This is a genomic window from Aeromonas sp. 55A (assembly GCF_051919665.1).
GTDB lineage: Bacteria > Pseudomonadota > Gammaproteobacteria > Enterobacterales > Aeromonadaceae > Aeromonas > Aeromonas veronii.
In genome coordinates this window covers 785,138-808,996 of record NZ_JBQBEH010000008.1, presented here as the reverse complement: position 1 = coordinate 808,996, position 23,859 = coordinate 785,138, and the positions used below count along the sequence as shown (strand labels likewise).

General features: G+C 60.7%; 22 protein-coding genes. 8 read left to right on the top strand and 14 right to left on the bottom strand.

Going from position 1 to position 23,859, the window contains the following annotated elements; genetic code table 11:
* Positions 1-3: 3 nt before the first annotated feature.
* The 3 genes from ACTG2G_RS07640 to ACTG2G_RS07630 form a co-directional block, all read right to left on the bottom strand.
* Positions 4-1,317 (bottom strand): sodium-dependent transporter, encoded by a 1,314-nt coding sequence (locus ACTG2G_RS07640; RefSeq protein WP_042052423.1) that lies wholly within the window; start codon positions 1,315-1,317, stop codon positions 4-6.
* Positions 1,318-1,528: 211 nt separating this feature from the next.
* Positions 1,529-2,368, bottom strand: coding sequence for an isopenicillin N synthase family dioxygenase (locus tag ACTG2G_RS07635; protein ID WP_421387003.1), 840 nt, complete (start codon positions 2,366-2,368; stop codon positions 1,529-1,531).
* Positions 2,365-2,553, bottom strand: a complete 189-nt coding sequence (locus ACTG2G_RS07630) for a hypothetical protein (RefSeq protein WP_149152192.1) — start codon at positions 2,551-2,553, stop codon at positions 2,365-2,367. Before ACTG2G_RS07630 ends, ACTG2G_RS07635 begins: the two co-directional genes overlap by 4 nt.
* Before the next feature lie 21 nt (positions 2,554-2,574).
* On the opposite strand from ACTG2G_RS07630, the gene ACTG2G_RS07625 reads away from it, so the two are divergent.
* The gene (locus ACTG2G_RS07625) at positions 2,575-3,138 is read left to right on the top strand and encodes a DUF2799 domain-containing protein (protein ID WP_005362971.1); all 564 of its coding nucleotides are present in this window, start codon (positions 2,575-2,577) and stop codon (positions 3,136-3,138) included.
* A 51-nt stretch (positions 3,139-3,189) separates the two neighbouring features.
* Here ACTG2G_RS07625 and ACTG2G_RS07620 read toward each other — a convergent pair whose 3' ends face one another.
* Both ACTG2G_RS07620 and ACTG2G_RS07615 read right to left on the bottom strand, forming a co-directional pair.
* On the bottom strand, positions 3,190-4,008 hold the full coding sequence (locus ACTG2G_RS07620) for a Cof-type HAD-IIB family hydrolase (RefSeq protein WP_439985343.1): 819 nt from the start codon (positions 4,006-4,008) through the stop codon (positions 3,190-3,192).
* Positions 4,009-4,118: 110 nt separating this feature from the next.
* Positions 4,119-5,348, bottom strand: coding sequence for an MFS transporter (locus tag ACTG2G_RS07615; protein ID WP_252655777.1), 1,230 nt, complete (start codon positions 5,346-5,348; stop codon positions 4,119-4,121).
* 106 nt (positions 5,349-5,454) lie between these two features.
* Here ACTG2G_RS07615 and ACTG2G_RS07610 point away from each other — a divergent pair, with 106 nt between their 5' ends.
* Both ACTG2G_RS07610 and ACTG2G_RS07605 read left to right on the top strand, forming a co-directional pair.
* Positions 5,455-6,078 carry a helix-turn-helix transcriptional regulator gene (locus tag ACTG2G_RS07610; RefSeq protein WP_252655775.1) on the top strand — a complete coding sequence of 208 codons (624 nt, stop codon included), beginning with the start codon at positions 5,455-5,457 and terminating at the stop codon, positions 6,076-6,078.
* 311 nt (positions 6,079-6,389) lie between these two features.
* The gene (locus tag ACTG2G_RS07605; RefSeq protein WP_005304871.1) at positions 6,390-6,866 is read left to right on the top strand and encodes an Lrp/AsnC family transcriptional regulator; all 477 of its coding nucleotides are present in this window, start codon (positions 6,390-6,392) and stop codon (positions 6,864-6,866) included.
* A 131-nt stretch (positions 6,867-6,997) separates the two neighbouring features.
* Here the strand turns inward: ACTG2G_RS07605 and ACTG2G_RS07600 are convergent, their stop codons facing one another.
* Together ACTG2G_RS07600 and ACTG2G_RS07595 are read right to left on the bottom strand one after the other, a co-directional pair.
* Positions 6,998-7,315, bottom strand: a complete 318-nt coding sequence (locus tag ACTG2G_RS07600; RefSeq protein WP_252655773.1) for a hypothetical protein — start codon at positions 7,313-7,315, stop codon at positions 6,998-7,000.
* Between the two features lie 145 nt (positions 7,316-7,460).
* Positions 7,461-7,688 (bottom strand): hypothetical protein, encoded by a 228-nt coding sequence (locus ACTG2G_RS07595; RefSeq protein WP_123172361.1) that lies wholly within the window; start codon positions 7,686-7,688, stop codon positions 7,461-7,463.
* A gap of 206 nt (positions 7,689-7,894) precedes the next feature.
* Here ACTG2G_RS07595 and ACTG2G_RS07590 point away from each other — a divergent pair, with 206 nt between their 5' ends.
* Both ACTG2G_RS07590 and chrA read left to right on the top strand, forming a co-directional pair.
* Positions 7,895-8,350: a nucleotide triphosphate diphosphatase NUDT15 gene (locus ACTG2G_RS07590; RefSeq protein WP_108541616.1), complete on the top strand. Its 456-nt coding sequence runs from the start codon at positions 7,895-7,897 to the stop codon at positions 8,348-8,350.
* Positions 8,351-8,408: 58 nt separating this feature from the next.
* Entirely contained in the window at positions 8,409-9,575 is a 1,167-nt protein-coding gene (chrA, locus tag ACTG2G_RS07585) for a chromate efflux transporter (protein WP_439985342.1), read from the top strand.
* A gap of 73 nt (positions 9,576-9,648) precedes the next feature.
* Here chrA and msrB read toward each other — a convergent pair whose 3' ends face one another.
* The 4 genes from msrB to malQ all read right to left on the bottom strand — a co-directional run bounded on the left by msrB (position 9,649) and on the right by malQ (position 16,709).
* Complete coding sequence (gene msrB, locus ACTG2G_RS07580) at positions 9,649-10,035, bottom strand: peptide-methionine (R)-S-oxide reductase MsrB (protein ID WP_040068248.1); 387 nt, start codon at positions 10,033-10,035, stop codon at positions 9,649-9,651.
* Between the two features lie 68 nt (positions 10,036-10,103).
* Positions 10,104-12,260, bottom strand: a complete 2,157-nt coding sequence (gene glgX, locus ACTG2G_RS07575) for a glycogen debranching protein GlgX (RefSeq protein WP_005354729.1) — start codon at positions 12,258-12,260, stop codon at positions 10,104-10,106.
* Positions 12,260-14,437, bottom strand: coding sequence for a 1,4-alpha-glucan branching protein GlgB (gene glgB, locus ACTG2G_RS07570; protein ID WP_429205588.1), 2,178 nt, complete (start codon positions 14,435-14,437; stop codon positions 12,260-12,262). The genes glgX and glgB overlap by 1 nt, the downstream gene beginning before the upstream one ends.
* Before the next feature lie 82 nt (positions 14,438-14,519).
* The gene (gene malQ, locus ACTG2G_RS07565; protein ID WP_429205590.1) at positions 14,520-16,709 is read right to left on the bottom strand and encodes a 4-alpha-glucanotransferase; all 2,190 of its coding nucleotides are present in this window, start codon (positions 16,707-16,709) and stop codon (positions 14,520-14,522) included.
* 348 nt (positions 16,710-17,057) lie between these two features.
* Here malQ and gap point away from each other — a divergent pair, with 348 nt between their 5' ends.
* Positions 17,058-18,053: a type I glyceraldehyde-3-phosphate dehydrogenase gene (gap, locus tag ACTG2G_RS07560; protein ID WP_005335708.1), complete on the top strand. Its 996-nt coding sequence runs from the start codon at positions 17,058-17,060 to the stop codon at positions 18,051-18,053.
* Positions 18,054-18,139: 86 nt separating this feature from the next.
* Positions 18,140-19,006 carry a D-hexose-6-phosphate mutarotase gene (locus tag ACTG2G_RS07555; protein ID WP_439985341.1) on the top strand — a complete coding sequence of 289 codons (867 nt, stop codon included), beginning with the start codon at positions 18,140-18,142 and terminating at the stop codon, positions 19,004-19,006.
* A 70-nt stretch (positions 19,007-19,076) separates the two neighbouring features.
* Here ACTG2G_RS07555 and nadA read toward each other — a convergent pair whose 3' ends face one another.
* The gene (nadA, locus tag ACTG2G_RS07550) at positions 19,077-20,150 is read right to left on the bottom strand and encodes a quinolinate synthase NadA (protein WP_206901124.1); all 1,074 of its coding nucleotides are present in this window, start codon (positions 20,148-20,150) and stop codon (positions 19,077-19,079) included.
* A 140-nt stretch (positions 20,151-20,290) separates the two neighbouring features.
* Here nadA and ACTG2G_RS07545 point away from each other — a divergent pair, with 140 nt between their 5' ends.
* The gene (locus tag ACTG2G_RS07545) at positions 20,291-22,396 is read left to right on the top strand and encodes a methyl-accepting chemotaxis protein (protein ID WP_439985340.1); all 2,106 of its coding nucleotides are present in this window, start codon (positions 20,291-20,293) and stop codon (positions 22,394-22,396) included.
* A gap of 69 nt (positions 22,397-22,465) precedes the next feature.
* On the opposite strand, the gene ACTG2G_RS07540 is transcribed toward ACTG2G_RS07545, so the two are convergent.
* Positions 22,466-22,921: an NfeD family protein gene (locus ACTG2G_RS07540; protein ID WP_005354718.1), complete on the bottom strand. Its 456-nt coding sequence runs from the start codon at positions 22,919-22,921 to the stop codon at positions 22,466-22,468.
* A complete protein-coding gene (locus tag ACTG2G_RS07535; protein WP_005335703.1) occupies positions 22,918-23,841 on the bottom strand; it encodes an SPFH domain-containing protein in 924 nt (307 codons plus the stop codon). The genes ACTG2G_RS07540 and ACTG2G_RS07535 overlap by 4 nt, the downstream gene beginning before the upstream one ends.
* Positions 23,842-23,859 lie beyond the last annotated feature (18 nt).

The following is a 23,859-nucleotide window of genomic DNA, read 5'->3' as shown; positions in this document are numbered from 1 at the left end:
CCGTCACACCAGACCGCGAATCAAGATCCCGCCGATCAGCAAGGGGGCAATCCAGCGCCAGCAGTTCATCAGCAAGTGATGCCAGTGGCTGGCAATCCCCTGCGGCGGCGCCTTGCGCCCCAGTTTCCAGCCCAGCAGCAGCGTCAGCATCAGGCCGAACAGCGGCATCATCAGGTTGGAGGTGACAAAGTCCAGCAACTCGAAAATGGTTTTGCCAAACAGGGTTGCGTGTTGCAGCGGGCCAAACGACAGGCTGACCGGAACACCGCTAACCATGACGAATCCAGTGATGGCGCTGCAGGCCGTGCGGCGTGACCAGCCCCAGGTCTCGCACAGGAAGCACTGCAAATGCTCCAGCAGGGAGATGGCCGAGGAGAGCGCCGCAAAGACCAGCAGGGCGAAGAAGATCACCTCAAGCACCTGACCGAAGGGCAGCAGTTGAAATACCGCCGGCATGGTCATAAAGGTGAGACCGGGGCCGGAGGCCGGGTCGATACCGGTCGAGGCCAGCACCGGGAAGATCATCAAACCCGCCAGCACTGCCACCATGCTGGCCAGCAGCACCACCCAGAGGCTGGAGCGACCAACCCCTTCGCTGGTCGGCAGATAGGCGCCGTAGGTGGTGTGGATGCCAAGACCGATGGAGAGGGAGAAGAAGGCCAGCCCCATGGCATCGAGCACGCCGGACATCCCCAGCTTGCTGAAGTCGGGCATCAGGAAGTGACGTACCCCCGCCATCGCATTGGGCAGTGTGAGGCCAAAGGCGACCAGCATCAGGATCATCAGGAACAGGGCCGGCATCATCCAGCGCAAGGTGCGCTCCACCCCTTTCTGAATGCCCCCTTGCACCACCATCCAGGTGAGGGCGGCAAACAGCAGGTGAGTGAGGATTGGCCAGACGTCGCCGCTGACATAGTCATTGAAGCGGGCGGTGAGGGCCGCCGCATCCCCATGGTTGAGCTGACCGGAGATGGCCATGCCGGTATAACCCAGGGTCCAGCCGCCCACCACGCTGTAGAAGCAGTAGATGAGCAGGGTAGAGATCACCCCCATTACCCCAACCCAGCGCCACTGTTTACCGAGCAGATCGGAGAAGGCTCCGACTACCCCGCGGCGACTCATGCTGCCGAGCAGGGTCTCCCCCATCAATACCGCCACCCCCAGGGTGAAGCTGAACAGCAGAAAGACCAGCAGGAAGGCGCCGCCGCCGTTGACGGCAGTGACGTAGGGAAATTTCCAGATTGCGCCGATACCGACCGCGGAACCCGCTGCGGCGAGGATGTAGCCGAGTCGGGATGACCATTGGGACTGCTTCATAAGAACTCCAATCGAGCGCCCCTTGGCAGGGGCAGAATGGCGCTCATGTTACGGAGGTCACGGCGCAATCACTACGACGGTTATCAGGCATAAATGCGATTTATTGGCATGATTGGCTAATTTAATTCTGTTTTTTGCCCAATCCTGCCGCCAAATAAAAACCGGAGCGAGATTGCTCCGGTTTGGTCTCTGACAACTGCTCGTCGGCGGACTAGATCACCCCGAGCTCCCGCAGCCGCTCCATCAGGTAGCTGTGGGCGGTATGACGCTCGGAGAGCACCACCTCGGGCCGCGGATGGAGGAACAGCGGCAGGGAGATACGCGACTTGGCGGCACTGCCACCGGTCGGGTTGATGACGCGGTGAGTGGTGGAGGGGTAGTAGCCGCGAGAGGCCTCCTGCAGCATGTCGCCGATATTGATGATGAGGGTGCCAAAGTCGCACGGCACGTCCATCCACTCGCCATCGGAACCCTTCACCTGCAGCCCCGGCTCGTTGGCGGCGGGCAGAATAGTGAGCAGGTTGATATCTTCGTGGGCGGCGGCGCGGATGGCGCCCGGCTCCTCGGTGCCATCGAACGGCGGATAGTGCAGCACCCGCAGCAGGGTCTTCTGGCTCTCTTCGATCATCGAGGAGAGGGGGCTGCTGTAGTGAGCGGCGATATCGGCCGGGGTGTACTGCTCCACCCAGCCCAGCAGCTCGGCGGCCAGACCGTTGGCCAGACGATAGTACTCCATCGCCTGCTCTTTCAGCTCTGCCGGCATCTGGCCCCAGGGGTAGATGTGGAAGTACTCCTTGATGTCTTTCTGGCTATGGCCCTTGGCCACCTCGGAGACCGAGGGTGGGAAGTAGCCATCCTGGGTTTCGCGGTTGAACAGGAAATCCTGCTTCTGCTCGCTCATGAAGAAGCGATACCAGTTGTCGTAGATGGACTGCACCAGCTCTTTCGGAATGGGGTGGTTGGTCAACACGCCAAAGCCGGTGGTTCGCAGGGATTCGGTGAAGCGTTGGGCCGCATCGGGTGAGCGGTAATCGACGGTCAGGACTTTCATTGTTTTTGTTGCGCGCCAGTTAAAAGATGGCGCAGTTTACCTTGCGCCTGATAACAAGGAAAGCGGGTTGGCCGCCCGTCTGGCACGGCGTTGAATAGTGATAAAAACATCAAATAAACCGCGCCAGACCGCACGGGATCGCATCCCTTGTTATGGCCTTTTATCCTCTCTAGAATGCCGCTCACTATCTTTTCCGGAGTCTGTTCATGTCCCCCAAAATCCTGTTGCTGACCCTGCCGGTATTGCTGGCGGGATGCAGTGCCCTGTCAGAAGATGAGTGCCGCACCATGAGTTGGTACAACCTGGGTTATCAGGATGGATCGGAAGGCAAAACCCGTCAGGCGACCCGCGATTACGTTTCGTCTTGCAGCGAATATGGCCTCAAAGTGGATGAAGCCGAGTGGAAACGGGGCTACGACAAGGGGCTGGAGCTCTACTGCATTCCCGAGCTGGCTTACAGCAAGGGCAAGGAGGGGCAGGCTTATCTGGGGGTATGCCCCAATGACGCCAGCTTCCTCAAACAGTATCAGCGTGGCTACGAAGAGTACAAACTGGCTGCCCGCCTGCGGGAGATCAGCGACGAGCTGGAACGTACCGAGCGTGATATCGATACGCTGGAGCGCAGCATCCGTAACGAAACCAACACGGAACAGCGCGACTACTACCGCGCCAAGCGCGATCGGGCCATTCGCCACTACGAATCCCTGCGCCGGGAGTACAACCGTCTGCGTTATCCGGATCGGGTGATCCAGTTCTCCTTCGGCGGTTAATCCCTCTCTTCATGGCCAGCCCGCGTGCTGGCCATGTTGCATCTTGTCAGCTCAGGGCAGAACCCAGCGCTGCAGCGCCAGTGCGATACCATCTTCGTTGTGGTCGGCCGTGACCCGATGGGCGTGGCTCTGGATTTGCGGGGCCGCATTGCTCATGGCCACCGCCAGCCCAACTTGCTCGAACATGCTGATGTCGTTGTTGTTGTCACCAAACGCCACCACCTGCTCCATCGCAATCCCTTCGCTGGCTGCCCACTGGGCCAGCCGGTTGCCCTTGCTGCAACCGGGCTGTACCAGCTCCACCGCATAGGGGGCCGCCCAGTCGCGGGTAAAGGGCATCTGCTCGACCACCTCGCCCATAAAGGTGTGCAGGCGCGCCGGATCCTGATTGAACAGCTCCAGCTTCCAGACCGGGTTGTCGAGCCAGCCTGCCAGCTCCTCGACCGGGTGGAGGGCGATCTTGAGGTGGTCCGGCTGATTGGCCGACCAGTGGCGGATGCGGGTGACATGCTCTTCACAGCCGATGTAGCCAATGCCCTCGCTCAGGTGGAACAGGGCGCCCATCTGCTGTGCCTCGATCGCGGCCAGTAGCTTGGTAAGCGGGGCTGCCGCCAGCGGGTCGCCGCTGAGGATCCGGTTCTGCACCGGATCATAGAGATAGGCGCCGTTGCTGCAAATGAGGGGGGTATCGAGGGCCAGCTCGTGGTGGAAGGGACGCGCCGTCATGTAGTGGCGCCCCGTGACCAGCAGCACCTTGATGCCGTGGGCGCGGGCCTGCGCCAGGGCTGCCCGGGTGGCCGACGAGATCTTGTGATCACGGGTCAGCAGGGTGCCATCCATATCGAGCGCGATGGCCTTGTACTCACTCATAGCTCCTCCAGCATCGAACAAATCCGTAAAGAGCTTTACCGTCCCAGACCCGGCGCCCCGATGCAAGCCTTGCCCGCGGCCGAAGCACCGAACTGTGATCCCTTCGTGGCTCAGGTGCAGCTGGCCAGCTGTTGACGACGGTCGGCACGGCGGCGCAGCAGATAGAAACCGGCGGCACTGGCAAGGGAGCAGAGGGTGGCGAGATAGAAGGGCCACTCGGTACCGGCCAGCAGCACCAGACTGCCGAGCAGCACCGCCAGGATCTCGCTACCCACGGCGAGGGCGCGGTAGAGCCCCATCGCCTGCCCCTGCTGCTCCGGGTGACTGCGGTTGGAGATCGCCACCGAAGTGGCCAGCTCCCCCAGACTCATGCCGATGCCAGCGGGAACGAAGGTGAGTGCCAGTCCCCACCAGTGCACGGGCAGGATAAAGAGCAGCATGCCGCTCGCCATCACCAGATGGCCGACAATGCCGAGGGAGCTGCCGCGCCAGTGGCGGGCGATGCGGGAGCCGAGCCAGGAGCCCGCCATCATGGGCAGGCTCACCAGCACCGCCGCCTGCGCCAGCTGGGCCGGATCCAAGGACAGCCGCTCCACCAGCCAGATATTGAAGTAGGTGAAATAGAGCTGCACGGCGCCATAGCTGATCAGGGTAAGTGCGAAGTAGGGCAGCAGGGCTGGTTGCAGCAGCAACTGGCGGCTGGAGAGGGTCGCGGCCTGCCGGGCGGCCGCCACCGGCGGACGATAGGGGATCAGCCAGAGCACCAGCAGCAGGTTGAGCAGGGTCATCGCGACGGCCAGCCAGGCGGCCAGACTGTAATCCCCCGAGATCACCGCGGCGTAGCCCCCGATCATCGGCCCCACGACCCAGCCCAGATTCATACCGATGTTGATCCAGGCGAAGCTGCGCGCCTTGTGCTCCTTGCCGGCGAGATCCGCCGCCATCGCCTGCACGATGGCGATGTTGCCGTTGCACAGCCCCTCCACAATCCGGCTGAGCAGCAACAGGGGGAGGGAGCGCCAGGCGATACCGAGTGCCATCAGGGCATAGCCTGCCAGTACCCCCGCCAGCGAGAGCAACAGCAGTGGCTTGCGGCCATAGCGGTCGGAGAGGCGACCGAGCCAGGGGCTGCCCACCAGCTGGAACAGCGGATAGAGCCCCATGATGACCCCCAGCCACACCTTGCGGCTCCAGTCGGAGGCTTCCGGCGTCAGCATGCCGTGGGCCGGATCCAGCAGCAAAGGTGCCAACACCGGGGAGGGGAGACTGAAACCTGCAACTGCCAGCGTGACCGTCATGACCAGCACCCAGAGGGGATTTTTGTGCCCGTGTTTCTCCATGTTGCACCCATTAAATAAAGTTATTGGTTTATTTATGCTGATTCATAGATGGGATTAAGTAAAGTGAATTATTGATTTAATAAAGGGCGCACCCCATAATGAGAGCATGAACGCAAGCACCGACAAGATCCTGTTTCTGCTCAAGAGCCATGGCCCGCAGAGCGCCGCCGCGCTGGGGGAGCAGTTGCAGATGACCTCCATGGGCGCCCGCCAGCACCTGCTCGCACTGGAGCAGGAGGGGTGGGTCACATTCAGCGACGAGGCGCGCGGGCGCGGTCGTCCCGTGCGGCTGTGGCAGCTCACCGAGCAGGCCTGGCAGCGCTTCCCCGATAGCCATAGCGATCTGACCGTGCAGTTGATCGACAACGTGCGCGAGCTGTTTGGCGAGGAGGGGATGGAACGGCTGATCCAGCAGCGGGAGCAGCAGATGCTTGCTCGCTATCAGGAGGCGCTGGGGTCCCATGGCCTCTCTGGCCGGCTGGCGGCGCTCAGGGAGCTGCGCACTCGCGAGGGCTACATGGCGGAGATCCGCCGCGAAGAGGATGGTAGCTGGCTGCTGTGGGAGAGCCACTGCCCCATCTGTGCGGCGGCACGCAGCTGCCGCGGTTTTTGTCGCAGCGAACTGGCGCTGTTTCGCCAGCTGCTGGCGCCAGCGACGGTGGAACGGGAGCAATATCTGCTGGAGGGGGCGCATCGCTGTCTCTATCGCATCACGCCGCCCGCGCTCTGATTTCGTCAAACGCCCAAAAACAACAAAGCAGGCGCCGGGATGCCTGCTTTGTTGCCTTCGGGGAGGGGGTTCTCTCGTTCCAGCCCGTCGCTTCCTGATAAGGTAAGACGGCTGATGGGGCTCTTGACCCGGTAAGGTCCTTCACCGCAGAGACCCGGTCAGGTATCTGCTTTGCCACCGGAAGATGTAACCATAGTATCCCTCCCGTGCCGGTGAGTGGTTGCAAAGTAACCACTCATTTCGGTTGTTTTTGCAATAGTTCACCCTTAATCTAGGAAAAGTGGATTAGTCATTGCAACGAGGAAGGGTAAATGCTGAAACTTGATCGCATAGACAGACATATTCTCGAGCTGATGCAGGAGAATGGCCGCATCAGCAATCTGGAACTGGCCGAGCTGGTCGGGCTCTCGCCGTCCCCCTGCTCCCGCCGGGTCAAGGCGCTGGAGGATGCCGGTCTCATCGACACCCACGTTACTCTGCTCAACGCCCGCCAGCTTGGCCTCACCCTCACCGCCTACATTCACATTTCCATGGACAGACATACGCCGGAGCGGTTCGAAAACTTCGATCGCGCCATCAGCGAGTTGCCCGAAGTGCTGGAGTGTGACCTCATCACCGGTAACGATGCCGACTACCAGCTCAAGGTAGTGGTGCGCGACATGGAGCACTATCAGCATTTCCTGCTGGACAAGCTGACCCATATTCCGGGGGTGACCGGAGTGCGCTCCAGCTTCGTGCTGCGCCGCATCAAGCACAAGACGGCGCTGCCGCTCAACCATCTGGGGTGAGGCTGCGCAAACCGCTTATCGAAACAGAAAGAGGAGGCCAGTGGCCTCCTCTTTTGCTATTCGCTCTTGGTTATTCGGTCGTGGTTATCGGGTCTGGATTCGCTGTCGCGGTGACGGGGCGACTGCCGTGGTCAGACGCTGACCTGGCTGATGTCTGCCACCTGCAGCAGCCAGCCGCTCTGCTCCTGCTGCGGTTCGCCGCTGACCCGCAGCCGCTCGCCGGTCGGCACCCACTGCCCCTCGGGCAGGGAGACCAGCAGGCTCTCGCTGCCGTTGTCGAACAGCCAGCGATCTTCGCCAAGCGATTCAATCAGATAACCTTCCATCTCCACTCTGGACTCGGCTTGCCAGGATGGCGCAACGGAATCACGGCTCTCGATGAAATCCCCCTGAACACCAAAACTGGCTAGCCCCCACAGAATGGAGAGCCCGACGATGGATGTTTGCATCTTGTCTCTCCTCTTTTGGAACTGTAGGGCCAGTATGGGAACAGAAAACTGAGCGCACCATGAACAAGGTGGCAAAGTGCTGGCGAGATCGCGAAAAAATCCGACCAATTGGCCGGTAGTGTCATTTTATGGTGCCTGGATCACACTATTTGGCGGCTTCTTCTGCCATCCGTTCAGCTCTTGGCTTATTCGTCCACATAGCTACCCCGCGATGATCCCCACAGATCCCCTCTGCCACCACGGCGCGAACCCGGGTGCCATCTTTGCAAATGGCCTGCCAGGCGTCGGCATCATCGATGGCGAGCGAGCTGGGGGGCGGCGTGGTTTGGCAAGCCGTGAGCAGCAGGGCGCACAGGGGGAGCAATTTTTTCATGGCGGACTCCTCGGGGTGATGGGGGACGGAGAGGATGGGGATGACCTCTCCATCCGGGCTTCACTCCCCAGCATCAGTGATAACCGGTTAAGGGGCAAGGGGAGGGGCCACCAACAGGCGCAGGTGCCGTGCAGCCGGGGCTTGCCCTGTACCCTCCTTGGGCCTATGGTGGGGCCGTTTTATTGCCTGATTGAAGGAGCGTTTTCATGTCCACTCTCTATCCCCGCGTCGGGGTCGGCGTCATCCTGACCAACGCCCAAGGCCAGGTGCTGCTTGGCAAACGCAAAGGGAGCCATGCCCCCTACTGGTCGATCCCGGGTGGTCATCTGGAGTTGGGGGAGAGCTTCGAGTCAGCGGCGATCCGCGAGGTAGCCGAGGAGACCGGACTGGAGATCCACGGGCCCGAGGTCGTGGCGGTGACCAACAATCTGGAGACCTGGCGCGAGAGCGGGTTGCACTATATCTCGGTGACGCTGCACGCTAAGGCCGATGGTGAGCCGCAACTGCTGGAGCCGGAGAAGTGCGAAGGCTGGGTCTGGTGCGATCCGCGCGCGTTGCCCGAGCCCCATTTCGACGCCAGCCGTCAGTCCATCGCCTGCTGGCTGGCGGGACGCTGCTATCTGCCGGGTGATGTGCCCATGGTGTCGGCCGAATCAGTCTGATTGTCATAAAACGATCATCGTGCTGTCATAATATCTCCTCTCCATCGGGAGAAGAGGGATGAGGGAGAAGAGCGTGGGACAGGTATTTATTCAGTTTTTATGGCTGGGATGCATCAGTTTTGGCGGCCCGGCCGCTCATATCGGCTATTTCCAGCGCACCTTTGTACAGCGGCTCGGCTGGCTGACACAGGCCGAATTTGCCCGCTTGCTGGCGCTGTGCCAACTGCTGCCGGGGCCCGCCTCCAGCCAGCTTGGTTTCGCCATCGGTCGTCATCGCGCCGGTCTGAGCGGGGCGCTCTCAGCTTTTCTTGGCTTCACGCTGCCCTCATTTCTTCTGCTACTGGCGGCCGCGATCGGCATCGGCCAGCTGGGCAGCAATTTGTGGCTCGATGCGGCGCTGCATGGCCTCAAGCTGCTGGCGCTCATCGTGGTGGCCGATGCGGTGCTCACCATGAGTCGTCAGTTCTGTGCCACGGGAATGACCCAAGGGATCATGGTGGTGACCGCTGCTGCACTCTGGTGGCAGCCCGGTCTGATGACTCAACTGTTGATGCTGGCGGGAGCTGCGCTGATCTGCGCCCGCAGCCAGCGCGGGGCGGGTAGTGTGCCAGCCTCCGCCGAGCAGCCTTCTGCCGCCAGCAGTCAGCCTCATTGGCCGACCCTGCTGCTGTTTGGCGTCCTTTTTATCGGTCTGCCGCTGCTCGCTAGCCCGATTGGCCAGCTGGTTGCCGACTTCTATCGCGCCGGTAGTCTGGTGTTTGGCGGTGGCCATGTGGTGCTGCCGCTGCTGCAAGAGAGCGTGGGCCACACTCTCAACGAGCAGCAGTTTCTGACCGGTTACAGCCTGGCTCAGTTGGTGCCGGGCCCCATGTTTACCCTTGCCACCTATCTTGGCGCCCAGTTGCAGCCCGAGATGCCGCTGATCGGGGCCCTGTTGGCGACCCTTGCGCTCTTTGCACCCGGCTTTCTGCTGCTCTGGGCGGTGGGCCCCTGCTGGCAACAGTGGCTGGCCCAGCCCCGTCTGGCGGGGGCCGTCACCGGCATCAATGCCGCCGTGGTGGGCTTGTTGCTGGCGGCGCTCTATCAGCCGGTGTGGCAGAGCGCGGTGCTGGCGCCGACCGATCTGGCGCTGGCGGTTATCAGCTTCTATCTGCTGCGGGTGGTGAAGCTGCCGATACCGGCCATTGCGGCCCTGCTGGTGATGGCTGCTATCCTGCTGGCGTGAATGCGGTGGAATCCCGATAAAAAACGGCGCCTCCGTGATGGAGGCGCCGTTTTTATTGCAATGGGTCAGCCGCTTAAGCGTCGGGATCGAAATCCAGACTCAGGCTGTTGACGCAGTAGCGCTGGCCTGTCTCGGTCGGTCCGTCGGGGAAGACGTGACCGAGGTGAGAGCCGCACTGGCGGCAGGTGATCTCCACTCGCTTCATGCCGTGGCTGTTGTCCTCGGTGTACTCCACCGTCCCCTCGATGGCCTTGTCGAACGAGGGCCAGCCGCAGCCGGAATCAAACTTGGCTCCTGAGTGAAACAGCACGCTCTTGCAGCAGACACAGAGGTAGTCGCCGCTCTTGCGATTGTGGAGCAGGGCGCCGCTGTAGGGGCGCTCGGTGCCCTTTTCCCAGCAGACGTGAAACTGCTCTGCGGTCAGTTTGCTGCGCCACTGTTCCGGATTGTTACTGCTCATACCGACTCCTTGCCATCCATACCGGAGCCCAGCATAGCGGCTCCGTAAAGCTGACTCCAGCATGCCTCTTATGCTTTGCCTGTATCTGTGATCGAGGTGGCAACCATCTCCTCACCGGATGCAGGTAGAATTTCCTGCTGCGGTGGCTGGGCATCCTCCGCCGTGCTGGCCAGCGCCACCCGCTCCAGCAGTTTGAGGGAGTGGGCCCGGCCGACCGCTACCTGCCGTTTGATGTCATCCGGCAGGAAGGGCAGCCCATCGTTGGTGGCGGTGTCGATGGTCTGGATCCACTCCAGCCCTTCTCCCGGCGGTGGCAGGCGGAACTGGATGTCATAATCGCTGGCGTTGAACAGCACGTACCAGCGCTCGCCGACACAGTTGATCATGCCGATATCCATGGCGAACGCCTGCCCCATGGGGGCGTGCCAATCCTGATCGGTGAGCTGGTGGCCGTCCGGGTGATACCAGTTGACCTGATGGCAGCTGGACGGGGTGCCATTCCAGCTATCGTCGCTCAGTTGCAGGTTGGAGAAGACGCAGGACTCCGCCCGCAGCGCCATCATCTGCTGGGTGAAGGCGAACAGCCGCTCATCCTCCGGCCGCCACTGCCAGTTGACCCAGCTGATCTGGTTGTCCTGGCAGTAGGCGTTGTTGTTGCCAAGCTGGCTGCGGCCCATCTCGTCCCCGGCGAGGAAGTGGGGAGTGCCTTGGGAGAGCAGCAGGGTGGCAATCAGATTGCGCTTCTGCTGCTGGCGCAGGCTGTTGACCCGCGGATCCAGGGTCGGCCCCTCTACCCCGTGGTTATAGGAGAGGTTGTTGCCGTGGCCGTCCCGATTGTCTTCACCATTGGCCTGATTGTGGCGCTGGTTGTAGGAGACCAGATCCTCCAGGGTGAAACCGTCGTGATAGCAGAGGTAGTTGACGCTGGTGTGGGGGGAGCGCCAGTTCTTCGGGAAAATATCCCGCGAGCCTACCAAGCGGGTGGCAAAGTCCCCCATCTTGCCCGCATCACCGCGCCAGAAGGCGCGCACCGTATCGCGGTAGCGGTCGTTGATCTCCTGCCACTGGCTCGGGAATTGACCCAGCCGGTAGCCAAATGGGCCGATATCCCAGGGTTCGGCGATGAGCTTGACCTGTGACAGCACTGGGTCGGCCATCACTGCCTTGAAGAAGGCGCCCATGGGCTCGAACTCCCCCGCTTCCCGCGCCAGCGTCACCGCCAGATCGAAACGGAAGCCGTCCACCTGCATCTCGGTGACCCAGTAGCGCAAGGCATCGAGCACCAGCCGCAGGGTGTTGGGGTGATCCAGATTGACGCTGTTGCCACAACCGGTCACGTTGGCGTGACGGGTGTAGTCGGGGCCGTGGGGGCCCGCTTCGAAGGCGTAGTAACCGGCGTTGTCAAAGCCCTTGAACGAGAGGGTGGGGCCGTCGAAGCCAGAGGCGGCAGTGTGGTTGTAGACCACATCCAGGATCACCTCGAGCCCGGCCCGGTGCAGCTCGCGTACCATGGTCTTGAACTCGGTCACCGCCTCGTCTGCTCGGGTGCTGTAACGCGGCTCCGGGGCGAAGAAGGCGATGGGGTTGTAGCCCCAGTAGTTGGTCAGTCCCAGCTGCTCCAGTCGCGGTTCCGACATGAAGGCGGCCACCGGCATCAGCTGCACCGAGGTGATGCCGAGGCTCTTCATGTGCTCGATGACCAGCGGGTGACTGATGCCAAGGTAGGTGCCCTGCAGCGCTTTGGGGATCCCCGGGTGCTGCTTGGTAAAGCCCTTGACGTGTGTCTCGTAGATAATGGTGCGGGCCGGACTGATCCCGGGTTTGCCAACCCCTTGCCAGTCAAAACTGTCATCCACCACCACCGACTTGGCAATCATCCCGGCACTGTCCCCCTGATAGAGGGCTTCATCCCAGTAGGTGGGACGGCTGAGCGCCCTGGCGTAGGGGTCAATCAGCAGTTTTTGCGGATCGAACAGCATCCCCTCCTGCGGGGTGCCATAGACCCGATAGCCGTAGCGCTGACCGGCCTTTACACCGCGCACGTAGCCAAAGCGATATTGGCCACGGCGGCCGGGCAACTCCAGCCGCATCAGCTCCTGCTCCTGCTCGTCGTACAGGCAGATCTCCACCTTGTCCGACTGGGGGGCCCAAACGCAGAAGTGGCAACCGTTCTCGTCAAGGCGGGCCCCCAGCGGGTGGCCCACCCCTTTTTCCATTACAAGCATCAAGACTCCTGTTTGATAAACAAGGTCGCCAGCGGCGGCAGATCCAGCACTATGCTGTGTGCCATCCCCTGCCAGGGGGTCGGCTCGGCAGCGAACACCAGACCTACATCATAGTTACTGCCCCAGTAATACTCGCTGTCGGTGTTGAGCACCACCCGATAGTGGCCCCCAGCTGGGACGCCGATCCGATATTCGAGACGGGGCACCGGGGTGAAGTTGCAAGCCACCACAATAGTCTGCTTGCCCTCTTTGTCCGCCCGCAGCCAGGCAAAGATGCTGTTGTCGGCATCGTTGTGATCCAGCCAGCGGAAGCCGGTCTGCTCATAATCGGCCTGATACAAGGCAGGCTCATGACGGTAGAGGTGGTTGAGATCGTGGATCAGCCGCTGCTGACCGGCATGCTTGGGATATTGCAGCAGATGCCATGGCAGCTGGGCGTCGTGGTTCCACTCGTTGCTCTGAGCGATTTCGGTGCCCATGAAGTTGAGCTTCTTGCCCGGGTGGGCGTACATGAAGCCCATGTAGGCGCGCAGGTTGGCGGCTTGCTGCCACTCGTCCCCCGGCATCTTGTAGAGCATGGAGTGCTTGCCGTGCACCACCTCGTCGTGGGAGAGCGACAGGATGAAGTTCTCGTCATAGTGGTAAACCATGGAGAAGGTCATGTCGTTGTGGTGGTAGCGACGGTGGATCGGTTCTTTCTGCATGTAGGTGAGGGTGTCGTGCATCCAACCCATATTCCACTTGAAACCAAAGCCGAGGCCGCCGAGGAAAGTGGGGCGGGAGACACCGGCAAAGGCGGTGGACTCTTCGGCTATGGTCATGGCGTGGGGATACTTGCCGTAGACCTCCTCGTTGGTCCACTTGAGCAGGCTGATCGCCTCGTAGTTGTGGTTGCCGCCATCGACGTTCGGTACCCACTCACCGGCGTTGCGGGAGTAGTCCAGATAGAGCATGGAGGCGACCGCATCCACCCGCAGTCCGTCGATGTGGAACTTGTCGAGCCAGAACAGGGCGCTCGCCACCAGGAACTGGCGCACGGTGTCGCGGCCAAAGTCGTAGATGTATGAGTTCCAGTCCGGGTGCCAGCCACGGCGCGGATCTTCATATTCGTAGAGCGGGGTGCCGTCGAAACGGGCCAGTCCGTGGGCATCGGACGGGAAGTGGGCGGGCACCCAGTCCAGAATGATGCCGATCCCGGCCTGGTGGCACTGGTCGACGAAGTATTTGAAATCATCGGCGCTGCCGTAGCGGCTGGTGGGGGAGAACATACCCACCGGCTGGTAGCCCCAGGAGCCGCTGAAGGGGTGCTCGGAGACCGGCAGCAGCTCGATGTGGGTGTACTCCATCTCCTTGACGTAGGCGACCAGCTCCACCGCCAGTTCGCGCCAGCTCAGGCTGTCGCCATTGGGGTGGCGTTTCCAGGAGCCGACATGCAGCTCATAGATGGAGAGCGGCTGCTCGCGCTTGTCGTTGTGCTGGCTGGCAATCCACTCGGCATCCTGCCACTGGTACTGGGCGTGGTCATAGACCACGGAGGCGAACGACGGATACTGCTCGCAGTAAAAGCCGACCGGATCGCTCTTGTGGGGCAGCCGGTTGCCCATGGGGTCCTTGAGCTCGAACTTGTAGCGATCCCCGGCTTTGAGGCCCGGCACAAACAGCACCCAGTGACCGCAGAGGCTGCGCTGCATCGGGTGGCGGCGGCCATCCCAGAAGTTGAAATCGCCGATGAGGCTCACGGCGGTGGCGCTCGGCGCATAGACCGCAAAACGCACCCCTTCCACCTGCTGGCCAAGATGCTCCACGGTGCGCAGCTGGGCGCCAAGGGTGTGATAGAGGTTTTCCGGCTGGGCTGTCAGTTCGGCCAGGCCTGCCCAGGCGGCATCCTGAAACTGATAGGGGTCGATGACCTCGGTGGTGGCATCTTGGTAGCTGGCGATCAGCTGATAGGGGAGGGAGTTTTTGCGGCGGGTGAAAACAGTTTCAAAAAGACCCGATTCATCGGTGGGCGCCAGGGTGGCAACGACTTTGCCCGACTTGAGATCCTTGACGCGGACTTCGAGGGCATCAGGCAACCAGGCGGTCAGTTTGAGGCCGGGCCCATCCGGATTGGCCTGCAGGCCTAAGTGAGAGAAGGGATCGGAACAGCGGGCAGCAACCAAACGTTCAACGAGCATCGAGATTTCCTTTCATGACAGAGCATCCACTCCGGCCGAAGCCGGAGTGGATTTAGGTGAGAGCGCTGTGGGAGACAGCGTCTCAACGACTGGCCTCATCACGGGCTTGGCTCATCTTGCCAGCCAGTGCCTTGAGTGCCTCATTGGCAAAAATATCTTCCAGATCAGCGGAAAGCTTGCGGCGCCAGTTGGGGTATTCGTAACTGGTGCCCGGTACGTTGACCGGCTTGTCCATCTCCAGCCAGTCTTCCAGCTGGGTACTGAACAGGGCGCAGCTGCCGCGGGACATGTGGATCTGCAGACCGTGGTTGAGTTCGGTGTTCATGCCGACCCAGTTCACGTCATGACTGATGTTGTCAGAGATGACCTTGTGGGCATGCAAGCTGTCGAGGATCCGCTGTTTGGCCTGGTGACGATCAGCATACAGAGTCTTCAATACATCTTCATCCGGATACAGACCCAGTTGACGGCCGAGCGCCAGATCGTCGCAGTGCCAGAAGCCCTTGAGGGTCGGCATGTCGTGGGTGGTCAGGGCCGACATCGCCTGCTCGGTGTAGTGCGCCGGGGAGATAAAGCCGCCATCTTCCTTGGAGCGCTCGAAGAAGAACACCTTGTAGGAGTGGACGCCGTTCTCTTTCAGGGTCACGTCGATCCCCTCCGGCACGGTGCCCAGATCCTCGCCGATCAGCAGGCACTGATTGCGGTGGGATTCTAAGGCCAGAATGCCCAGCAGATCGTTGACCGGATAGTAGATGTAGGCGCCCTTGGCGGCGGACGCTCCGGGCGGTACCCACCACAGGCGCAGCAAGGCCATCACGTGGTCGATACGCAGTGCGCCACAGGAGCGCATGTTGGCACGGAACAAGTCCACCATCGGCTGATAGGCCGCTTCAAACAGCTTGTTCGGGTTCATCGGGGGCAGGCCCCAGTTCTGACCGAGCGGGCCGAGGATATCGGGCGGCGCACCGACCGAGGCTTTCGGGCAGTAGAGATCTTGGTTGGCCCAGATCTCGGTGGAGCCTTCGGAGACGCCAACTGCCAGATCCCGGTAGATCCCCATCACCATGCCGGCAGCCTTGGCACGGGCATCGGCTTGCGCCAATTGCTCATCAGCCAGGAACTGCAGATAGAGGTAGAAGTTGACATCTTGCGGGTGCTCGGCCATCCAGGCTGCAACGGCAGGGTTGTGGTAATCGCGCAGCTCCTGCGGCCATACCGGCCAGCCCCAGGCATTTTCGCCTTTGGCATAGAAGTGGGCCTGCAGGGCATCAAATGCTGCCTGCTGTTGCAGGCTGTCGCCACCGGCGGCCACGAAGGCATCAAAGGCGGCCTGACGCTCGGCGCTCAGGGTGGCTTCGTCGAACACTTGACGCAGCATGCCGAGTTTGGTCTGGATCACGCCGGTGTAATCGACATTCTCCTTGGCGCGCAGATCGGCCAGATGTTGCTGGAAGGCAGGACTTGCCACTTCCACTTTCAGGCGATCGCTCTGCTGGAATTCGGGCACCGCTTCCACATTGATATAGGCCACGTTGAGCCAGCGACGGGAAGAGGGGCTATAGGGACTGGCGCTCTCCGGATTGGCCGGATAGAGGGCGTGGATAGGGTTGAGGCCGACGAAGTGGGCACCCCAGGCGGCGGCTTTCTCAACCAGCTGGCCCAAATCGCTGAAATCACCGATACCCCAGTTGTGGCGGCTGCGCAGGCAGTAGAGCTGCACGCTCGGGCCCCATACCTTGCGGCCATCGGCAATCGGCGCCTGTTTGTAGCAGGCCTTGGGGGCGACAATGAGGCGCATGGTGGCCAGCGGTTCGTCATTGCCCTCTTCCAGCAACACCAGCTGGTGATAACCCAGCTCCGGGGCCATATCCAGCGTGACACGATAGGCCTGGCACTCCATCTCTTCAAATTCGGCCACGCCGACCAGCTCACCCTCGATGGGGGTGAATTGACCGGACAGCACTGCACCCTGCTCCTGCTGGAGCTGCCAGGTGAGGGCGTCGTTGACGAATTCGATGGGGAGGCGAACCTCAAGGGTAACTGCGTCGCCGGTGCGAACCACCATCACAGGATCCAGCGCCCGCAGCCAGTGCTGACGATGTTCCTCTTCCAGCTGCTGCACCAGTGCGGCCTCGTCATCGACGCGGTAGCCCATGGCGCCCAGCATGGCGGCCTTGCTCTCTTCTGATACCTGGGCCGGGTGGCCCCAGGCATCGACATACTCGCTGGCGATACCTTTTGCGGCAGCCAGCTGTTCAATCAGGGTGGTCATAGTTTGAGAATTCCCGCTGTGGATTCTATCTATACTATTTTGTTTGATTTTTATGGGGTGGTACTTGAACAGTGGCTCTATGGGCCATGCTAAACCGCGCACATTTTTACATATCTCTGTGAACGGTTGTGTGACCGAGTAGGCACTATTGTTGATATCTGCGCGATGCCACGATCTGGCACTTTTTTCGTCAAAACGTGGTAATCAGTTACATAAACAGAAAATTAATTTCACAGTTTTTCATGATATAGCGCAATTTCAGACAGAATGTTGGTTGACTCACCGGAGAGTTCTAGTAAATTTACAAGCGGAATTTTCTTTGACTACTGAACAGTTAGGTAACTAAATATGACTATCAAAGTAGGTATTAACGGTTTTGGCCGTATCGGTCGTTTCGTATTCCGTCTGGCTTGCGAGCGTGCAGACATCGAAGTTGTTGGTATCAACGACCTGATCGATGTTGACTACATGGCTTACATGCTGAAGTACGATTCAACTCACGGTCGTTTCAACGGTACCGTTGAAGTTAAAGACGGCAACCTGGTTGTAAACGGCAAAACCGTACGTGTTACCGCTGAGCGTGACCCGGCCAACCTGAAGTGGGGCGAAATCGGTGTTGACGTTGTTGCTGAAGCTACCGGTCTGTTCCTGACCGACGAGACTGCTCGTAAGCACATCGCTGCTGGTGCCAAGAAAGTTGTTCTGACTGGCCCGTCCAAAGACGCTACCCCGATGTTCGTAATGGGTGTTAACGACTCTACCTACGCTGGCCAGGACATCGTTTCCAACGCTTCCTGCACCACCAACTGCCTGGCCCCGATCGCCAAGGTTCTGAACGATACCTTCGGTATCGAGTCTGGCCTGATGACCACCGTTCACGCTACCACTGCTACCCAGAAGACCGTTGATGGTCCGTCTGCCAAAGACTGGCGCGGTGGCCGCGGTGCGGCTCAGAACATCATCCCGTCCTCTACCGGTGCTGCCAAAGCTGTTGGCGTAGTTATTCCGGAACTGAAAGGCCTGCTGACTGGTATGGCTTTCCGTGTTCCGACTCCGGACGTGTCTGTTGTTGACCTGACCGTTAACCTGAAGAAAGCTGCTACCTACGCAGAAATCTGCGAAGCGATGAAAGCTGCTTCCGAAGGCGCTATGAAAGGCGTTCTGGGCTACACCGAAGACGAAGTTGTATCTACCGACTTCCTGGGTGAGCGTCAGACCTCCGTATTCGACGCCAAGGCTGGTATCCAGCTGAACGACAAATTCGTTAAAGTTGTATCCTGGTACGACAACGAAATGGGCTACTCCAGCAAAGTTCTGGACCTGATTGCTCACATCTCCAAGTAATTTGGGATGCGCAATCGCGTAGCTTGAAAAAGGCGGCCATTGGCCGCCTTTTTGTTTTTCGGTTTCCCCTGATGACAGGAGTCCACATGCAATCCATTCGTCCCCTGACAGCCAATTGCAAGCTTGCCAACAATGCCGCCGGTCTGCCGGTTCTCACCATCAACAACGACTATGCCAAGGCAGAAATCAGCCTGTTTGGCGCCCATGTGCTGAGCTATCAGCGTCATGGCGAGCCGGCCTCCATCTGGCTGAGTGACAAGGCGGTGCTGGATGGCAGCAAGCCTGTTCGCGGTGGTATCCCGATCTGCTGGCCCTGGTTTGGCCCGGCGCCCGCCCGCGTCGGTAGCGGCAAGCCCTCCCACGGTTTTGCCCGTACCACCCTCTGGATGCTGGACGGGGTCTCCGATCACGCTGACGGCACGCTTGTTCATCTCTCCCTGCGCGACAGCGACGCAACCCGTGCCCTGTGGGATCACTCCTTCGAGCTGGAACTGGACGTGCTGGTGGGCAAAGAGCTTTCGCTGGTGCTGACCACTCGCAACACAGGTGCTCAGCCGTTGACCTATAGCGGTGCGCTGCACACCTATTTGCAGATCAGCGCCCCGGAGGCGGTGAGCGTGAGCGGTCTGGGCGAGCCCTATGCCGACAAGCTGACCGGACAGGATGCCAAGCAGCAGGGTGCATTGACCCTGAGCGGGCCGCTGGATCGGGTCTACTGGCAGCCAGAGGCGATGGTGAGCGTGCAGGATGGTGAGCGCGAGACCCGGGTAGTGAGCGGCAACCACGACAGCGTGGTGGTCTGGACCCCCTGGCTGGAAGGGGCCACCGCCATGGCCGACATGAGCGACGATGGCTATCGCACCATGCTCTGCGTCGAAGCAGCCATCGCTGGCGAGGCGGGTGTGACCGTCGCACCGGATGAAGAGCACAGCCTCTCCACCGTAATCATCTGAGTTGGATTAGGTTCAGATAAATAAAGAGGGCTCCCGCGGGAGCCCTCTTTGCATCTCGTGACGGTGGCAATCAGGCGTTGCCCTGGGTCTTGAGCTTGAGTTCGGCGGCGAAATTGAGCATCCGATCGAGGGGGATCAAGGCTTTGACCCGCAGATCTTCGTCGACATGGATCTCGTGGTGCTCGGCACCGTCGGTGAGCGCTTCCTTGATCGCCACCAGACCGTTCATCGCCATCCAGGGGCAGTGAGCGCAACTGCGGCAGGTAGCGCCATCGCCACCGGTCGGTGCTTCCACCATCTCTTTCTCCGGACAGGCCTGCTGCATCTTGTAGAAGATGCCCCGATCGGTCGCCACGATCAGCTTCTGCTGGGGCAGCTCCTTGGCCGCTTTGATCAGCTGGCTGGTGGAGCCCACCGCATCGGCTAGCTCGATCACCGAGGCGGGGGATTCCGGATGAACCAGCACGGCGGCGTCCGGATTCTGCTCTTTCAGCTCGCGCAGGGCGCGGGCCTTGAACTCGTCGTGGACGATGCAGTGGCCCTGCCAGCGCAGCATCTGCGCCCCGGTCTTCTTCTCGATGTAGGCACCCAGATGGCGATCCGGGCCCCAGATGATCTTGTGACCCAGACTGTCGAGGTGCTCGACGATCTCGAGCGCGATGCTGGAGGTCACCACCCAGTCAGCCCGTGCTTTGACGGCGGCCGAGGTATTGGCATAGACCACCACGGTATGGTCGGGATTGGCATCGCAGAAGGCGGAGAACTGTTCGATGGGACAGCCCAGATCGAGGGAGCATTCGGCCTCCAGAGTCGGCATCAGCACCCGCTTGTGGGGGCTCAGGATCTTGGAGGTCTCGCCCATGAAACGTACCCCGGCGACGATCAGGGTCTGCGCCTCGTGATCGCGACCAAAGCGGGCCATCTCCAGCGAGTCACCGACGAAACCGCCGGTGGCTTCGGCCAGCGCCTGGATCTCGGGATCCGTGTAGTAGTGGGCAACCAGTACCGCCTTGCGCTCCTTGAGCAGCGCCTTGATTTCTGTGGTCAAGGTCGTTCTCTGCTCGGCACTCAGGGGAAGAGGTTTGGCCGGAAAGGGGTAGTCCATCGCGACTACCGGCGGGACACTGCTCAGTGCATTGCTCATTGCGACTGTTCCATCAACGCTCGGGAAGGCAAAAATTATAACCAGAAGCCTGCCACAAACCCATCAACAAATCGGGTGAAGCGCAAGTGGGCGAATATACTCAAGTAATTCGTTGTTATTCTGCCATAAGGAGTTGTCGCATGAAGCAACGTTCCCTCAAGTTCAAGTTGTTGTGCCTTACCATGGGGCTCTTTCTGCTGACCGGGCTGGCCATGACCCTGTTGCAATCGGCCTCTTTCAGCTCCCTTCGCAACATGGTGATGACCCAGACCAGCGATGCACTGGAAGAGGAGGTCTCCCGCAGCCTGCAATATCAGGCAGAGCGCTATGCCATCCAGATTGCCTCGCTGATGCAGAACTCCTATCAGATCCCCCTGACCGTGACCGCCCAGATTGAAGCCGGGATGGCCAAGCCGGAACTGCGCTTGTCGCGGCCCCAAGTGGAGTACTTGCTCGGCAGCAGCTTGCAGCAGGCGAGCGGGATCAGCTCCATTTATGCCCAGTTTGAACCGGATGGCTATGATGGCGAGGATGGCAACTGGCTGGGCGGAGCCAGCCACTCGGTGGCAGGCAAGGGGAGTCTGGAGGTCTATTTCACCAAGGATCAGGGAGGCGCCGTCGCCCAGCAAGCGGTGGACGCCGCTGCCAGCGAGGCCAAGTTTGATACCTCCCTCAACGAGTTTGGCATTCGCAACAGCGAGTGGTATCTCTGTGGCCGCGATACCCGCCAGCCCTGCCTGATGGAGCCCTACCTCTACGAAATCAGCCCGGGCAACAAGATGCTGATGACCAGTCTGACGGTGCCCGTGCTGCGTGACGGCAAGTTTGTCGGGCTGGCCGGGGTGGATATGAACCTGCCCATCTTCCAGCAACTGGCTGAAAACCTTGGAAAGAGCCTCTATGACAACAAGGCGGATGTGACCCTGGTCAGCAAGATGGGGCTGATTGTGGGCAGCAACCGCTATGCCGACAAGCTGGGCCGTCCACTCAAGGAGGTGGGCCTGACCCTGCCTGACGGTCAGCCGGTCAGCAGCGACAGTGACTTTATTCTTCATCAGCCCATCCGGGTTGAGGCAACCAATACCCAGTGGTGGTTGATGATCAAGGTGCCCAAGGCGCTGGCGCTGAGCAAGGCGCACGCCATCAGCAATGAACTGGGCACCCTGCTGGTGGATGGCCAGCGGCAGCAGATCATCGCGATGGGCGGGATCACTTTGCTGGTGCTGGGCTTACTGGTCTGGTTTATCCAGACCATCACAGCGCCACTTTCTCTTATCAGCCGCCATGTGGGCCATCTCTCCAGCAACGAGGGTGACCTGACCCAGCAGATGGAGATCGACACCCATCAGGAGCTGATCGATCTGGGTTCTCAGCTCAATGCCTTCCTCGGCAAGCTGCGGGGCATGGTGCAAATGAGCAAGGGGATTGGTCAGCAGGTCTACCAGCAGGCGCGGGAGATGAAACATACCGCCGACACCATGCGCAGTAGCCTGGACGAGCAGAATCTGGAGCTGGAGAGCGTGGTGAGCGCCATGCATCAGATGAGCACCACGGCAGTCAGCGTGGCGGGTTATGCCGAGCAGGCGGCGCAGGAGTCGGAAGCGGCGACCCACCACATCAATACCGCCCAGCAGACCCTCAGCAATGCTCGCAACGAGATCCATACTCTGGTCGGCGATATGCATGAGGCGGATAAAGCGGTGGCGCTGGTGGCCCAGCGCAGCACCAATATCAGCCGGATCCTCGATGTGATCCGCGCCATTGCCGAGCAGACCAACCTGCTGGCCCTCAACGCCGCCATCGAAGCGGCGCGGGCAGGGGACATGGGCCGCGGCTTTGCAGTGGTGGCGGACGAGGTGCGGGCGCTGGCGACCAAGACCCGTGAATCGACCGACGAGATCGGCCAGCTGATTGGCAGTTTGCAGACCGAGGTGAGCAGCAGTCAGCGTTTGATGAATACCGGCATCGAGCGCTCCACCACCACGGTGCAGGGCACCGAGCAGGCGTTCGAGGCGCTCAATCGGGTGGTGGCCCAGATCCAGCAGATCCACGACCACATCAGTCAGGTGGCTACCGCCGCCGAGCAGCAGAGTGCTGTCAGTGACGATATCAACAAGAATTTGATGCGGATTGGTGATACCGCCAACGTGATCGGGCAGGAGGCCACCTCCAGCCATCAACTGAGCGAGGCGCTGGAGCAAGCTGCCACGGCGCTGGCCAGTCAGCTCGATCGGCTGCGTACCTGAGTGGCAGCCAGAGAGACAAAAGCCCGCGAGCGATCGCGGGCTTTTTTATGGCTCGATGGCAGAGTTGCGTCAGTTGCGGGGTTCAACCAGCAGGATGTGGGAGTCGGCTCCCACCACCCTGACCTTGCTGCCCGCAGGCAGCGACTCGTCGCAGCGCACCGTCCAGACCGTATCGTCCAGATGCACCCGACTGGTGCCTTGGGCGACATCATCCAGCAGGGTCAGCTCGCGGCCCATATAGCTCTGCATCCGCTCGTTGATGGTGCTGGCGGCATCCTGACCCGAGTTGTCACGCTGGTGCTGCCAGCGCCACCAGGCCCAGGTGGTGAGCAGGGATTGCACCGCAAACAGCAGCAACTGCGCCTGCCAGCCAAAGGGCCAGATCAGCAGCAGTAGCCCCACTTCCAGCGCGGCGATGCCGGTCCAGAGCAAAAATCCCACCGAGCCGAGCACCTCGATGGCCAGCAGAATGAAGCCGAGCCCCAACCAGTGCCAGTGGGTCAGCCCCTCTAACAGGGCTGTCATGACTTGCTGCCCTTGCCATCTTTGTTGAACAGCTCGGCCATGCCAGCCACAGAGCCAATCAGGCTGCCCGCTTCCAGCGGCATCATGATGATCTTGCTGTTGGGGCCTTCACCGATGCGGGCTAGTGCCTCGGTATATTTCTGAGCCACGAAGTAGTTGATGGCCTGCAGGTCCCCTTCCGCAATCGCCTGGGAAACCATATGAGTCGCCTTGGCTTCCGCCTCGGCAGCCCGCTCTCGCGCTTCGGCGGCGAGGAAGGCGGCCTGACGCTCGCCTTCGGCTTTGAGGATCTGGGACTGCTTCTCGCCTTCCGCTTTCAGGATCTTGGACTGGCGCACCCCTTCGGCTTCCAGTACCTCGGCCCGTTTCTGGCGCTCGGCCTTCATCTGGGCGTTCATCGCCTCGACCAGTGCCAGCGGCGGGCGCACATCTTTAATCTCGATGCGGGTCACCTTGATACCCCAGGGGGCGGTGGCGGCATCCATGGTGCGCAGCAGCTTCTCGTTGATGGTGTCGCGCTGGGAGAGCATCTCGTCCAGCTCCATGGCACCGAGCACGGTGCGCATATTGGTCATGGTGAGATTGCGGATGGCGCTGGTGAGATCGTTGACCTCATAACCCGCTTTGCGGGCATCCACCACCTGCACAAAGCTGATGGCGTCGATGGTGACGTTGGCGTTGTCGCGGGAGATGACCTCTTGTGCCGGGATATCCAGCACCTGCTCCATCATGATGATCTTGTGGCCGACCCGATCCACGTAGGGGATCAACAGGTTAAGACCCGGGGTCAGGGTGCGGGTGTAGCGGCCGAAGCGCTCCACCGTCCAGTTGTAGCCCTGGGGCACTATCTTGATGCCCGCGCTCAGGGTGGCGAGCACCAGGAACACGAAAATCCCTAGCACAATCAATGATTCATTCATCATTTAGCTCCTTATGAA